Consider the following 13,993-nt stretch of genomic DNA (forward strand, 5'->3'; position numbering starts at 1 on the left):
GACGAACGTATTCTCGAAGAAGTACTAAAGCAGAAGCTGAAAGAACTGTATAGCGATCCTTCTTACCTTGGCTTGACGAACGTGAATCACCATTCGTTTACTGTCAATGTCACGAATTTGAAGTCGTACAATTTCACCTACTCTTAAACCAGATGAATAAGCCAAATAAAGCAGAGACTTGTGCTTCAAATTAGAGAGGGCATTAATAATGTGAAGCACTTCTTCTGGATGAAGAATTTCCGGTAGTTTCTTTTCCTTCTTGGGCCTGGGAAGCGTGTAATTTAAATCATGTCGAGCACATACTTCTTTTAGGAAATACTTGATTGCACTAATCGCCTGGTTCACGTAAGAATGCGAGTTTTCTTTTTCAAGTAAATGCAGGAGATATTGTTCCACCTGCTCTTGCTCAATTCGCTGAATATCAACTTTTAAAAAAGTTAATAAACGCAAACAGTGGCTGCAATATGCTTTTTGCGTTCGAACACTAAACCCATTAAGCTTTAGCACTCCTCTTAGCCTGTCTAATAACTCGTTTGGATCCATTGGAATTACTAAACGATACCGTTCAAGAAGTATTGGGTATTGTTCGATTAAATGAGGGTCTACTGTCACTTGACAATCTTGAAATAAGTTGGTGAACGCTTCAACGCAAGGATTCTCATTGGGAATGGTCCAATATTTTCTTTCAGGAACCCATCTTCTACCAGGAAGCTTCTTAGTGAGTTCAACCCATTTCCGATCAAAAGTTTTGGGAAATTCAATACTAACAATAGCCGAATTAATTTTTCTAAGATAAATAGACAAGGATTCCCCTCCAAACAATTTCGATTAAACCCAAAAAATTCCTCTAAAATACAAAAAAAGGACAGATATACCGGAAGGGTATGTCTGTCCCAATTCTTTTGGATACGTCCATGATAATATACACAGAAGGAAATGTAAATTATTGTATGTTCGGTATATCACTTTACTCGAACGTCGCCAGAGATTCCCCACTTCACGAAATGGTAATGATCCACCTTCGTTTGTTCAGGAGCATCGGGTCGATCTGCGAAATTTTTAACGCCTGCATACTGATCTGGACTCGTTAAATAGCGATCTCCATCCACGTGACGATGCGGACCGTATTGGTTATACGTGCTTGGATAGAGGAGCACTTCGAGTTCATGTGTGCCTTCTTGAATACCCGTTGGCAGCGGAACAGACCACCTCGGCGCCCAGCACCAACCCAGCTCATTCCCGTTCAGTTTCACAAGCGCCGCATCGGCCCATAGATCCGTGAACTCCAGTGCTGTATAAGCCTCGTCTCCAAGCAGCGTAATACTTTTGCTAACTGTAATAGGAGTACCGCCAAAAGGAAATCCTGCTGAGATCAGGTTATCACTTGAAATCTCCGATGACAACGGCGTTAGCACCCATGGCCCTGCCAGCACCCATTGATGCTCATCTTTTTCAAGGAGTGGAGCTTGGCTGCTGACTGCAAATCGCCCCCTAAGAAAGGCAATCGGACACACTTCGCCTTTAGGCAGCGGCACCACTTCTACCAACAGCTTCGCTGCTTTTCCTACAAGCGACGCAGGGACAAGTGCCTCGAATCCATCTTGGGCTAGCGTCATGTTCAACACTTCACCATTGACCCTAACTTCATTTACTTCATCGTGTATAAAAAGTGTCAAATTACCGATCTGCTCGGCTTGCCGGAGCTGCAGTTCCGCTCTCAGCAGCCCAATCTCTTGCTCCAGCTCCAGATATACCTGATTCCGCTCTGGTGCCGCCGCCACCCATGGTGTCTGCTTCACAAGCACCGACTCCGCAGCCGAGACTGCCGCCGATTCCTGTGCAGACAATACTCGCTGCCAATCTTCAGGCGTACAGATCGTAATCCCCGCCATTCGAAGTCGATTCTCCAAGTCAGGATCTTCCCATCGGCAGCCTTCAGCGAGCAAAACATGGGTATAACCTCGGATCCCGATACGCAGCCTACCGTCCACGAGAATACCCGATTGCTCAATCACGCGCTCCTCGGTCAACTCATAGTGAACACCTGCCCCATAGAGGTCTTCGACCAATGCGAGGAACTTCGCATTAAGCAAACCGGATGTGCTCAACGGAATTTGCGAGCCATCATGCTCATTCATGAGCATGGCGTCCGACGTCTCGAAAGTGGCCATAATGCCGCGAGTTGGGGTTACAATAAGCACATCTGGCTGCTTTCTCAAATCTGGCAACCTGACTGCCTGCTCCTGAATGGAGGCGAGCAAGCTTGGAAAAGCTTCCTTCCAAGTGAGATGACAAGGCATGGAAGGTGGCCAATCTTGAATCGCTTGCGTTGTAAGCTTGAGCTGATTCAAGTGAAACACGAAATGATCCACGCCATGGCTAGCAAGCCACATTACGTAGTTGGTGAACGATTCGGGCGAAACGCCCCACCCGCTGCCGCCCATAGCCTCCACGAGCGAGCCTTCTCTGCCTTGCTGCATCGCAATGGAATGTGCAATGCGCGGATAGAAGTTGTTGCCAGGGTAACGCTCCAACGCATCAATGGCTGGCGTTTCAACGCAGCGCAACACCTGAAATGCAGAACCGCTATAGGATAGCTGAAAGAACGGACTTTCCTCCGCTTTCAGATGGGCTGTAAATTTCTTGCCATGCTTCTTGCACCAATCGGCGACAGGCTGATAGAAGTTCGAGACAAGCACGTCCGTCAACATCTCCCAATACCTAACACGAAATTTCTCATCCCCTTCGCCTGTTGTAAACAGCAGCGGCAATTGCGGAAGCAGCGCTTCGCCATATTTCGCTTCATATTGCGTAGGGAAACGATCGTCCCAAGGGACCGCGCCTGTTTTGACCGTGATGCCATGGCCATCAAGAAAAGCGACTTCATCCGCGAAGAAGCCTGTTACATAATCAAAAGCTTCTGGACGCAAACCTTTCCGATAACCTTCATGCGTAATTTCGATGAACGTAGCTGTAGCGAGTGGATCTAACGAGGAGACAGCCGATTTCTCTCCGAACACCAGCCCTCCACCCTCATCAAAATTCCAATTAACGAACTTACACGTAGAGTCTGGCAATCTCTTAATCACTTCACCGCTAGCAGTTCCTGAAGGCCAGCCATTCTCATCATAAAGCCAGAAGATCATTCCCGTCTGTTTAGCATACATTATCAAATCCGAGAGGATGTGAAGATAAGCCTCACTCATATAAACAGGTTCATTCGGATAAAACCGAGGATGAAAAATAACCCCATCCAGCCCTGCTACTCGAAGCTCATCCAGTTGCGCTTTCAGCTGCTCCAAGTTCAACGCATCGTTGATGGACCAAAAACTAAGAAAAGACAATTTGTTTCTCACTTTTATTACACCCTTTTCCCCAAATGAGCGTCGATTTCGTATTCCATTACATGATGATCATAAGGACATCAGGCTAGCTTCTCAATATACACTTTTTCGCCGGATAGCTTTATTAGATAACATGTCTTCACTGAAGGAGCTTCGATGAATTGAAGCTAAAACAGCCCTGCTCGCATTCACTGCGGCAGGGCTGTTGTGTTATACCTTTTTCCTTAATTAAACTGTTTTAAAACAATAGGTTCATGGTTATAGCGCCTTTCCTCAATGCGTTGTTCACGATGCGCTTCACGCCATGAACGTATGCAAAGAAGAACAATCCCCATAAAAAGTACAAAACCAAGTACTTTCCACCACACACTCTCTTTAACGGAAGGATTCGTTCCCGCAATCAGTATAACCACAGGGATGAACCAGATGACATTTTCCATATATACACGAATTAATTTCTGTTTTAACAAGCTGCTCGACCCCTATTTATCGATGAAATGGTTGTACGTTCTCACGTTCTGTATACCGTTCGAAACGCCATTTCACTTTAAGACCGTCATCGACGGTCGAAGAATCGTCCAATTTATGGAAGTCAGCCAATTCCGCTATACCGTTGTATTCGGCGTATCCACGACATCAGGATCCACGGTATTCGTGCTGCCATTCAGTACATTCTGCAAACTGCCAAAGCTATCCCCCGGTGAAAATGAGTTGGCTCCCGCGAAGATTTTGGAGCTGCTCGTTAGGCTAATAACAAAGGTATCGCCGATCTGGACGTTCGAGCCCTGAGTGACGTTGAGGATTTTGAGTCCACCATTTATGATTGCTGGCATGCTCCAGACACTTCCTTTCAACTCTAGACCATTGTATGTGCTGGGGTGCCTATTGGTCACTTGGACAAAAGAAAGTGACCCACTTCTAGGTTGGTCTCCTTAGTGGGTCACTTCTATTTCGTACTAATCGAAATCGTACCTTTCCTCTTTCCATGGATCGCCGTACATATGATACCCGTTTCGCTCCCAAAACCCTGGCTTATCCTTCGCCATGAACTCAATGCCTCGCAGCCATTTAGCGCTTTTCCAGAAGTAAAGATGCGGTACCACCATCCGTACCGGTGCACCGTGGTCCGGTGTCAGCAGCACGCCATTATGCCGGATACCGAGGAAGGACGTCTCCAACAAGAAGTCCGCCAGCGGCAAATTCGTCGTCCAGCCATGCTCGGCATGCAGCATCACATGTGTCACTTCCGGTTTCAGCTTCACGAGTTGCATGAGTTCGGAGACTGCAATGCCTTCCCACACATTATCCAGCTTGGACCAAGTTGTCACACAGTGGATATCGTTGGTGAACTCCTTACGCGGAAGCGCCATGAAAGCCTTATATGAAAGGGTAACCTCTTCCTCCACTAAGCCAAACAAGCGCAAATCCCATTTGCTCATGTCGTTATAGTAGGGCACAGACCCATAGTGCAGCACAGGCCAGCCTTGTGTCAGCGTTTGCCCAGGAGGGACACGATCATTCGGATCCCGAGGACCCTTTTGCCCGAATTGCATGGATCTTCCTCCATCCTTGGAACCTTAGTCGTTGCCGATATAAGCACCGTACTCCGCTGCCGTTAACAAGCCTTCCAGCGCATCTGCGCCTGAAATTTCTACCTCAACCATCCAGCCTTCCGTATAGGAAGCATTGTTGACTAGCTCAGGCGAGCCCTCCAACGTGTCGTTCACCGCTGTTACCTTGCCAGATACAGGGCAGAAAATATCAGAAACCGTTTTAACCGATTCCACACTGCCAATGCTCTCATTCGCCGTAACAGCCGCACCGACTTTCGGAAGCTCAACAAAGACAATATCCCCCAACTGATCTTGGGCAAAATCCGTAATACCAATGCGAACTACCGTATCCGAAAGCTTCTCAACCCACTCATGTTCCTTGGTGTATAACAAATTGGCTTGTACGTTGCTCATCAGTCTACGCCTCACTTACTTACAAATTTTGCTTTTAGCTTAATCTACTGGGAACATCAAAGTCAAGAAGGATGTCCGCTCTCCCCTTCACCAAAAGTTACTGTTGACAAATAACACCGAATTAGGCGCATAATGAATATAATAATGTTAATTAAATATGCGAATGATGATACAGGGAGAGACTGCGGAGTAAGTTGGCAGCGCCGAAGGAGTAAGCCCATAGCGGTGAATCTCTCAGGCAAAAGGACCTGTGTCGGACGCGACTCTGGAGAGCTTCATGATCTCGTCGATGACGAGGGAATTGAACACCCAAGGGGAAACTGGACGGACGCAACGATCCGATCTAGGCAACTCTCAGGTACAAAGGACAGGGGCAAAAGGTATGTTTGGGTTGCATACGTTTTGCTCTTTTTTGCGTTTTCTGAAAATGACACCCGGACAATAAGTTGATCGAAAGTGAGGTTCACACATGGGGAAACGAACACCGCTCTACCCGATTTATGCGGAGCATGGCGCGCGAATTATTGATTTTGGGGGCTGGGAACTGCCGGTGCAGTTCACTGGCATTCAGAAAGAGCATGACGCTGTCAGGGGGCAGGCGGGGCTTTTTGATGTGTCGCATATGGGCGAGGTCCGTGTCCAAGGGCCAGATGCGTTCGCTTTTTTACAGCGGCTAACGACCAATGATGTGGCGAAGCTTTCGCCAGGCCAATGCCAATACAGTCTGCTTTGCTATGACAATGGCGGCGTGGTTGATGATCTGCTCGTATATAAGCTCGGCGAGGAAAATTATATGCTCGTCATCAATGCCTCCAATATCGAGAAGGATATCGCCTGGCTGCAGCAGCATGTCACCGACGGCGTACAGCTGACCAACGCTTCGGATGAAACCGCTTTGCTGGCGTTGCAAGGTCCAAAGGCTGAACAGATTTTAGCCCAATTAACCGACGCTCCACTAGACACCTTGAAAACGTTCCACTTCCTGCCGGACGTGAAGATTGGCCCTGTCACAACGCTGGTATCCCGCACAGGCTACACGGGTGAAGATGGATTCGAGTTGTATGTGGATCAGGCGGATGCGATTACGCTTTGGAAAATGGTGCTGGAGGCCGGCACGGACCATGGGCTCATTCCGGCCGGACTGGGCGCCAGGGATACCTTGCGCTTTGAGGCGCGCCTTCCATTATACGGGCAGGAGCTATCGCCAGAGATCACGCCGCTTGAGGCGGGGCTTTCCCCTTTTGTCAAACTGAATAAGGGAGAATTCATTGGCCGCGACGCGCTTCAGGCGCAGAAGGAAAACGGCGTGCCGCGCAAGCTCGTCGGCATCGAAATGCGTGAACGGGGCATCCCTCGCCCCCATTACACCGTACACGCTAATGGGAAGCAGATTGGCGAAATCACGACAGGAACTCAATCCCCAACGTACAAAACGAATGTGGGGCTTGCACTTATTGATACCGCTTATAGTGAACTCGGAACCGAAGTCTATGTTGAAATTAGAGGCGCGCAGGTGAAGGCGGCTGTTTAAACTGAACCCTTAGTCAAGGACACTTTGAAAAAAAGGAAGCTATGCTGCACTTAAGAGATGATTCCTGTACTGTACAGGAGTCATCTTTTTTAATCCCCACTGGTATCTGTGATGATTGTAATAATGAACATATCGGTTAACTTCTCGTTGCAATTCTACCAAAGTTGTGCAGTTTAAGCTCTTTACATGATCTTTCATATGACCGAAGAAGGACTCCTGTGGGGCATTGTCCCAGCAATTCCCTCGTCTTGACATTGATTGTCCAATGCCTTTAGTCTTCAATAATTTCTGGTAGGTCGGGCTCGTGTAATGGCTCCCTTGATCCGAGTGAATGAAGGCATCCTTATGGAGCTTCAAACGCCTCTGCCTCATTAACGTTTCAATGGTTCCTGTTGCTAGTGGCAAATGGAGGGATTCGGAGAGGGTATGTGCTAGAAGCTCTCCTGTGGAGGCATCCAAAATAGTCGACAAATAAGCCGTCTGCGATTTGCCATACGGAAGATAGGTTATGTCGGTGAGCAGCACAAGACCTGGAATTCCTTTCTTGAAATTCCGCTGTAGCTTATTGGGAAGCGTGCGGTGTTCTTGTGTTGCTTTGGCCATAAGCCGATACGGGTTAGGCTTTCGATGAGGACATACGAGGTCAAATTTTTTCATGAGCCTTCGTATACGCTTCAGGTTGTAACAGGTATTATATACGTTCTCCAACGTCATCTTAATGGATCTGGAGCCCTTTTTGTAGCCTTTTCGGTTAAAAGCTTTCTTAATGAGCGCACCTGCTTGCTCGTCCGCCAGCGCACGCTTCTGGCGCTTGTCCGCAGAGTTCAGGTAATTGTAAAACCCAGATCGAGACACATTAAGCAATTGGCAAAAGTAACGTGTCATTCGCCCCAAGCCTTGCTGGGCAGCCTCTTGAATCAGTTTGAAACACTCACTTTGGTTTAGGTTTTCCCCGTTTGCTAACAGCCTCCTTTCGTTCCTGTCTGACTTTTTTACGTATTCTAATTGAGCCTCCAAAAGTCTAATCTTCGCTTCTTGTCTAGCAATGATCTCATCAGGCGACAAGGCACGTCTTGAAGGACGCAGCACGGCTTCTTTACGTGAGTCTGCAAGTCCAATGATTCCGTCTTTCTCGTAGGCTTTCTTCCATCGATCTGCACACTGTTCAATACGCTTCAACCCGAGGACTTCCACATGAAACCCACATAATTCAAATATCTCTCTAGGCGTTCTCTTTAACAGGTACTGATCGATGAACAAACGTTTGAATTCATCTGAATACGTAATTGATTTTTCACTGACTCGTAAGACATATCGGTTGTTCGTTAATTGCTCCCGTTCGATATGATTAAAGTGTTTTTTACTCATAAGCTCGCCCCCACTGTTCACTCAAGTATACAAAAAGGTACCCATACACTAAACACTTTTTTTCAAAGTGTCTAGTACATGGGTACCAGTTTAGTTGTGGCTACCCCTTTTTATCGCAAAAACCGCTAAACGCGAATCCTATATCCCCCTAAGGCTGGAAGGAGCTTGTACGTCATGAAGCATCGTTATTTACCGATTACCGAACAGGATCAACAGGAAATGTTAGGTGCCATCGGCATTTCCTCCATGGAAGAGCTATTTCAAGACATTCCGCAGGGAGTCCGATTTCAAGGTGAGCTGCAAGTAGGCGAGGCACTCAGCGAGCAAGGTCTGCTCCGCTATATGCGCGAGCTTGCGGGGCGCAACGCGGACTTCCAGCGCTACGCCAGCTTCCTCGGCGCTGGCATTTACGATCATCACCTCCCCGTGGTGATTAATCATGTGATCTCGCGGTCCGAATTCTATACCGCGTATACGCCTTACCAACCGGAAATCAGCCAAGGGGAGCTGCAGGCGATTTTCGAATTTCAATCGTACATCTGTGAGCTCACCGGCATGGCCGTAGCGAACGCCTCGATGTACGATGGCGCGACGGCGCTGGCCGAAGCAGGCGCCTTAGCCAGCGGAGCGACGAAGCGCAGCCGTCTGCTCGTATCGCGCGCAGTGCACCCCGAGGCGCGCGCTGTCTTGCGCACGACCGCCCGCGGGCTGAACTTGGACGTCGTCGAGATCGCCGTTACACCCGAAGGTGTAACGGACCTTGGCGACCTCGCGTCCAAGATCGCGAGCGACGAGCCCGCGGCCGTCATCCTCCAATCGCCGAATTTCTTCGGCTGCTTGGAGGATGTCGCGGCGGCCCGCCCGCTCGCGCACGGCGCGGGCGCATTGCTCGTCGTGAGCGCGAATCCGCTCACGCTCGGCTTGCTCGAAGCGCCAGGCAAGCTCGGCGCTGACATCGTCGTCGGCGACTGCCAGCCGCTCGGCATCCCAGCTGCGCTGGGCGGGCCGAGCTGCGGCTACTTCGCCGTCGCGGAGAGCTTGATGCGCCGCATGCCTGGGCGCATCGTGGGTCAAACCGTCGACCGCGCTGGGAAACGCGGTTTCGTTCTTACGCTCCAAGCGCGGGAGCAGCATATCCGACGTGAGAAAGCCACGTCAAACATCTGCTCCAACCAGGCGCTTCTCGCGCTTTGCGCATCCGTGTACTTGTCCACGATGGGCAAGCAAGGCATCCAGGACGTTGGCAAACTCAACGTCCAAAAAGCCCACTACGCGGCGAACCTCCTCGCCGCCTCGGATCGATTGTCGCTGCCGTTCGCTGGCAGCTACTTCAATGAGTTTGCCGTCAAGTTCCCAGACGGCACGAACATCACGGAGCTGAACGAGCAGCTCCTCCAGCGAGGCATCATCGGCGGCTACGATCTCGGCCGCGACTATCCAGAGCTGGCAGGCCATATGTTAATCGCCGTCACAGAGCAACGTACACGTGAGGATATCGAGAACTTCGCAGCTGCATTGGAGGAACTTGTATGAACCCATCGATCGCCGCCGCTTCTAGCGGGAAAGCACTTATTTTTGAAATGAGCCACCCTGGTCGTGTCGCCTATTCCTTGCCGGAATCAGATGTACCTGAGCAAAATCTGGATGAACTGCTGCCTGCCAAATTCCAGCGCAAAGCTGCGCCTGATCTGCCAGAAGTATACGAAGTCGATGTCATACGCCATTATACAGCACTCTCTCGTCGCAACTTCGGCGTAGATAATGGCTTCTACCCGCTAGGTTCCTGCACGATGAAATATAACCCCAAGATCAACGAAGACGTTGCCCGCTTCCCAGGCTTTGCCCACATCCATCCGTATCAGCCAGAATCCTCCATTCAAGGGGCGCTTGAGTTGCTTTATAACCTTCAGCATGATCTTGAAGCGATCACGGGGATGGACAGAGTGACGCTTCAGCCCGCAGCTGGCGCTCATGGCGAATGGACGGGACTCATGATGATTCGTGCGTATCACGAAAGCCGCGGCGAACACCGCACGAAAGTTATTTGCCCGGATTCCGCGCATGGCACCAACCCTGCCAGTGCAACAGTTGCAGGCTTCCAAACCGTCACAATCCCATCGGATGAACGTGGTCTTGTCAATCTGGAGGAGCTGCGCCGTGCTGTCGGACCCGACACCGCTGCACTCATGCTGACGAATCCGAATACCCTCGGTCTGTTCGAAGAACAGATCGTCGAAATTGCCGAAATCGTGCATGCCGCAGGCGGACTGCTCTATTATGACGGGGCCAACGCCAATGCCATTATGGGCATCACGCGGCCTGGCGACATGGGCTTCGACGTCGTCCATCTCAACCTGCACAAAACCATGAGCACCCCGCACGGCGGCGGTGGACCTGGCGCAGGTCCAGTCGGCGTCAAGGAACGGCTCATTCCGTTCCTGCCAACACCGCTTATCGCCAAGGGGGAGGACGGCAGCTTCTATTTTGACAACAACTACCCGCAATCGATTGGCCGCGTCAAAGGCTTCTACGGCAACTTCGGCATTCTCGTGCGCGCCTATACCTACATCCGCACCTTAGGCCCTCAAGGACTACGTAAAGTATCCGAGTATGCCGTGCTTAACGCCAACTATATGCTGGCTCGCTTAACGCCATATTTTGATGTACCGCATCCTCGTTTCTGTAAGCATGAGTTCGTGCTTTCGGGCAACCGCCAGAAGAAACTCGGCATCCGTACACTCGATATTGCCAAAAGACTGCTCGACTTCGGCTACCATCCGCCAACCATCTACTTCCCGCTTAGCGTGGAGGAATGCATCATGATTGAGCCGACCGAAACAGAAAGCAAACAGACGCTCGACAGCTTCGTTGATACCATGATCGCCATCGCGCAAGAAGCCGAGGAGAATCCCGATTTGGTTAAAAATGCCCCCTACACCACCGTCGTGAGTCGTATGGATGAGGCATTGGCTGCGCGGAAGCCCGTGTTGAACTGTACCTGCGGTTAAATCAAACAAGAACTAATAAAGGCAGCAAACCACATGGAGACCATGTGCTTGCTGCCTTTTATTCGCGCTATCCCCTTCGCTCAGACCAGCTAACTTACAGCTACTCCTGAGCCTTAGGGATAGTGCACCATGTTCCACCCATTCACACTATCCTCTCCACTCAGATTACCAAGCTTCCCACTCACTTCTGAGCCAAAGGGATACTGCACCATGTTCCGACCTATTCACATTATCCCCTTCACTCGGATCACCAAGCCTCCCACTCACTTCTGAGCCTATGGGATAGTGCACCATGCTCCTGCCCCTATTCACACTATCCTCTTCACTCAGATCACCAAGCTTCCCACTCACTTCTGAGCCTTAGGGATAGTGCACCATGTTCCGACCTATTCACACTGTCCCCTTCACTCAGATCACCAAGCTTCCCACTCACTTCTGAGCCTATGGGATAGTGCACCACGCTCCCGCCCCTAGATAAGCCGCTCCACCAATTGGTGCGACTCCAACACAAGATCTGCGCGTATGCTGCAACTTTGAGGATTGTCCAAGCTATCGATAAAATGCTGCACGACGCCTGCGAAGCCCCTGCGCTCCAGCACGGTGTCCCAGCTGCCGAAGGTACGCAGGCGCGGAGCGGCTTGTCGATCGTAGAAGACGGCTGACTCAAGGTTCGTCACCTCGACGGATCTTCCACTGCCGTGCAGGTCTACTTTTTCCAAATCAACGCCAGCTTGTCTCACCATACTATAGGAGCCCACCTTCGTGCCAAACCCCAACATCCCAGAGGCATGGAGCAGCTTACCGCTCCCGTCCACGTGCTGCTGTGATGCTTTTACTTCATAAGGCGCCTCGCCCAGCCAAAGCAAAAGATCCAGCATGTGGATCAAATCGTCGTAGAAAGTCTCTTTGGCACCATGACCCTGCAGCTTGGTCCGATGCTTCACGGCCGAAGCCACGTCAAAACCGCCTGATTCCTGCAGCCATTGCTTCGCCTCTACATATAGCGGCGCAAAGCGGCGGTTGAAGCCTGCTGCGAGCAGCACGCCTTTTCGCTCCGCATAAGCCGCCATCTCTACTGATTCCGCCCATGTATAGGAAAGCGGCTTATCTACATACACCGCAACGCCATGAGCTAAGCAGGCCATCACAATACCATAATGCGTAGGAGTCGGGCTATGTACGAAGACAGCGTCCAACCCCTGCGCCAAAAGCTCCTCCAAGACGGTCGTTCCAAACGGGACGCGATACTTCTTTTGCAAACGTTCAACTGTTGCCGCCGTAGAGCTCGTAATCCCCACAAGCTCCACGCCATCGTGGACAGATAGCAGTGGTAGGTATACTTTTTGTGCAATATCACCTAAGCCGATGAGGCCTATTCTTTTTCTACTCATATAGAAATGTCACTCCTTATTTGAGCTCGTAATACGAACCGCCCTATGGTCAAACCAAGTAGAAGCAGAATCGCGCCAACCAGTGTAGAGACCCCATATACCTGAACCCACAGGGGTTCATTTGCAATCAGCGCATAAATTTTCCCGCCAGCAACGGGTCCTAGAAAAGCCGCAAATCCCGTGATTGCCGAATACGTTGCAATATACATGGGTCTTTCACTTTTCGGTGTGTCTCCGATGGTGAACGCGAAAACCATCTGATTGAAGCCACCAAGGCCAATGCCCAATACAATATGGACCGCATACAGCACCACAACTGCTGGAATGAAAGCAATCGCTCCCCATAACAAGCAGGCCAACGCGATAATGGGTAGTGACCATAACAAAAGCGTTTGTGCGGAGAAGCGCGCATTTAAGTTGCCCCAGACGTAATAACTAGCCATCATGACTAGTGTGTGTACAACTGTAATATAGGAAACTGTGCCGTAGGAAATGTTCATTAGCTTCAACATCACGTAGGAGAACAACGGGACGGTAAGTCCTTGCACGAACAGGAAACTCGCTAGAAAAATAATGGCTTTTAGAAAGGCGCGATCCATCAAGGGCTTTCGGATCATCCCTACTGGATTTGACGCCGTTGAAGGCTCAAAAGGTGGGTTCGGATATAGGAAGTAAGCCACGATATTCAACACTACACAAACGCTGACAATCATGAAAATATAGTTAAAGCCTTGCTCCCCAGGGTATCGGTCCAAGATTTGGCCACCGGCAAAAAGAGCCAACGAGCTGACGCCGCCGAGAATGGTGTTGCGCAGTCCAAAATACCGCCCCCGAATCGGTCCCGGTACCGCATCGCTAATGAGGGAGGTCCAGACAATTCCCGCAGCGGCATTCCCCAAGTGAGCAGCGGTATATAAAATAATATAGGTAACCACCCAATATTCATGCGGCAGGACGAAAGGAATTAACCCCACTGACGACCAAAGCACCCGATGCATGGAGCCGAAAATAATGAGCATGCGTTTGCGGTTTCGAAACTTTTGCATAACAACAGCCATCGCAATTTGAACGATATTGACGACAGTCGTAATTGCCAAGATAAAGCCGATCTCCGTTGATGTTGCCCCCAAATAAATCAAATAGCCCGTTAAGAAAGGGCCGCCTAATAATTGATAGATGATGACTGCGGGAAATCCTTCGAATGTCGCGACCAATAAGCTTTTGCGATAGGTGGACATTTTCTTTTTCGGCTTAAGCATGTTCAGAACGGAATGTTTCATAGGCCTACACCCTCCTTTGTTGAGTCTAGCAAGATGTCTAATCGCGTGGAAGTATCTAATAGTTTACAACCTATGGGTTGCTTATGGTAAAATAGAGTGATTAC

At 49.9% G+C, this 13,993-nt stretch carries 12 protein-coding genes and 2 riboswitches; of the genes, 3 read left to right on the top strand and 9 right to left on the bottom strand.

Annotated features, from left to right (window positions below; all coding sequences use genetic code 11):
* Nucleotides 1-24 precede the first annotated feature (24 nt).
* The 6 genes from MJB10_RS21640 to gcvH all read right to left on the bottom strand — a co-directional run bounded on the left by MJB10_RS21640 (nucleotide 25) and on the right by gcvH (nucleotide 5,311).
* A complete protein-coding gene (locus MJB10_RS21640; RefSeq protein ID WP_314798292.1) occupies nucleotides 25-804 on the bottom strand; it encodes a tyrosine-type recombinase/integrase in 780 nt (259 codons plus the stop codon).
* A gap of 158 nt (nucleotides 805-962) precedes the next feature.
* The gene (locus MJB10_RS21645; RefSeq protein WP_314798294.1) at nucleotides 963-3,356 is read right to left on the bottom strand and encodes a hypothetical protein; all 2,394 of its coding nucleotides are present in this window, start codon (nucleotides 3,354-3,356) and stop codon (nucleotides 963-965) included.
* 212 nt (nucleotides 3,357-3,568) lie between these two features.
* Nucleotides 3,569-3,814 carry a hypothetical protein gene (locus MJB10_RS21650; RefSeq protein ID WP_314798296.1) on the bottom strand — a complete coding sequence of 82 codons (246 nt, stop codon included), beginning with the start codon at nucleotides 3,812-3,814 and terminating at the stop codon, nucleotides 3,569-3,571.
* A gap of 135 nt (nucleotides 3,815-3,949) precedes the next feature.
* Nucleotides 3,950-4,177, bottom strand: coding sequence for a spore germination protein (locus MJB10_RS21655; RefSeq protein WP_314798300.1), 228 nt, complete (start codon nucleotides 4,175-4,177; stop codon nucleotides 3,950-3,952).
* Nucleotides 4,178-4,300: 123 nt separating this feature from the next.
* A complete protein-coding gene (locus MJB10_RS21660; protein WP_314798302.1) occupies nucleotides 4,301-4,897 on the bottom strand; it encodes a sulfite oxidase-like oxidoreductase in 597 nt (198 codons plus the stop codon).
* A 24-nt stretch (nucleotides 4,898-4,921) separates the two neighbouring features.
* The gene (gene gcvH, locus MJB10_RS21665) at nucleotides 4,922-5,311 is read right to left on the bottom strand and encodes a glycine cleavage system protein GcvH (protein ID WP_314798305.1); all 390 of its coding nucleotides are present in this window, start codon (nucleotides 5,309-5,311) and stop codon (nucleotides 4,922-4,924) included.
* Nucleotides 5,312-5,474: 163 nt separating this feature from the next.
* Nucleotides 5,475-5,571, top strand: a riboswitch (glycine riboswitch).
* Nucleotide 5,572: 1 nt separating this feature from the next.
* A riboswitch (glycine riboswitch) is annotated at nucleotides 5,573-5,686 on the top strand.
* A gap of 94 nt (nucleotides 5,687-5,780) precedes the next feature.
* Here gcvH and gcvT point away from each other — a divergent pair.
* The gene (gcvT, locus tag MJB10_RS21670; RefSeq protein ID WP_314798307.1) at nucleotides 5,781-6,842 is read left to right on the top strand and encodes a glycine cleavage system aminomethyltransferase GcvT; all 1,062 of its coding nucleotides are present in this window, start codon (nucleotides 5,781-5,783) and stop codon (nucleotides 6,840-6,842) included.
* Nucleotides 6,843-6,881: 39 nt separating this feature from the next.
* Here gcvT and MJB10_RS21675 read toward each other — a convergent pair whose 3' ends face one another.
* Nucleotides 6,882-8,210: an IS3 family transposase gene (locus MJB10_RS21675; protein WP_314798311.1), complete on the bottom strand. Its 1,329-nt coding sequence runs from the start codon at nucleotides 8,208-8,210 to the stop codon at nucleotides 6,882-6,884.
* A gap of 174 nt (nucleotides 8,211-8,384) precedes the next feature.
* Here MJB10_RS21675 and gcvPA point away from each other — a divergent pair, with 174 nt between their 5' ends.
* Complete coding sequence (gene gcvPA / locus MJB10_RS21680) at nucleotides 8,385-9,743, top strand: aminomethyl-transferring glycine dehydrogenase subunit GcvPA (protein ID WP_314798314.1); 1,359 nt, start codon at nucleotides 8,385-8,387, stop codon at nucleotides 9,741-9,743.
* Nucleotides 9,740-11,218, top strand: coding sequence for an aminomethyl-transferring glycine dehydrogenase subunit GcvPB (gcvPB, locus tag MJB10_RS21685; RefSeq protein WP_314798317.1), 1,479 nt, complete (start codon nucleotides 9,740-9,742; stop codon nucleotides 11,216-11,218). The genes gcvPA and gcvPB overlap by 4 nt, the downstream gene beginning before the upstream one ends.
* A 470-nt stretch (nucleotides 11,219-11,688) precedes the next feature.
* On the opposite strand, the gene MJB10_RS21690 is transcribed toward gcvPB, so the two are convergent.
* Together MJB10_RS21690 and MJB10_RS21695 are read right to left on the bottom strand one after the other, a co-directional pair.
* A complete protein-coding gene (locus MJB10_RS21690; RefSeq protein WP_314798320.1) occupies nucleotides 11,689-12,609 on the bottom strand; it encodes a Gfo/Idh/MocA family protein in 921 nt (306 codons plus the stop codon).
* Nucleotides 12,606-13,889 (bottom strand): MFS transporter, encoded by a 1,284-nt coding sequence (locus MJB10_RS21695; protein WP_314798324.1) that lies wholly within the window; start codon nucleotides 13,887-13,889, stop codon nucleotides 12,606-12,608. The genes MJB10_RS21690 and MJB10_RS21695 overlap by 4 nt, the downstream gene beginning before the upstream one ends.
* Nucleotides 13,890-13,993: the final 104 nt, after the last annotated feature.

Source organism: Paenibacillus sp. MBLB1832 (assembly GCF_032271945.1).
GTDB classification, from domain to species: Bacteria; Bacillota; Bacilli; order Paenibacillales; family NBRC-103111; genus Paenibacillus_E; species Paenibacillus_E roseopurpureus.

What these genes read in the sequence shown, in the direction of transcription:
- MJB10_RS21655 (WP_314798300.1), bottom strand. Translation starts at nt 4,177, where the DNA reads ATGCCAGCAATCATAAATGGTGGACTCAAAATCCTCAACGTCACTCAG.
- MJB10_RS21660 (WP_314798302.1), bottom strand. Translation starts at nt 4,897, where the DNA reads ATGCAATTCGGGCAAAAGGGTCCTCGGGATCCGAATGATCGTGTCCCT.
- gcvH (WP_314798305.1), bottom strand. Translation starts at nt 5,311, where the DNA reads ATGAGCAACGTACAAGCCAATTTGTTATACACCAAGGAACATGAGTGG.
- gcvT (WP_314798307.1), top strand. Translation starts at nt 5,781, where the DNA reads ATGGGGAAACGAACACCGCTCTACCCGATTTATGCGGAGCATGGCGCG.
- MJB10_RS21675 (WP_314798311.1), bottom strand. Translation starts at nt 8,210, where the DNA reads ATGAGTAAAAAACACTTTAATCATATCGAACGGGAGCAATTAACGAAC.
- gcvPA (WP_314798314.1), top strand. Translation starts at nt 8,385, where the DNA reads ATGAAGCATCGTTATTTACCGATTACCGAACAGGATCAACAGGAAATG.
- gcvPB (WP_314798317.1), top strand. Translation starts at nt 9,740, where the DNA reads ATGAACCCATCGATCGCCGCCGCTTCTAGCGGGAAAGCACTTATTTTT.
- MJB10_RS21690 (WP_314798320.1), bottom strand. Translation starts at nt 12,609, where the DNA reads ATGAGTAGAAAAAGAATAGGCCTCATCGGCTTAGGTGATATTGCACAA.
- MJB10_RS21695 (WP_314798324.1), bottom strand. Translation starts at nt 13,889, where the DNA reads ATGAAACATTCCGTTCTGAACATGCTTAAGCCGAAAAAGAAAATGTCC.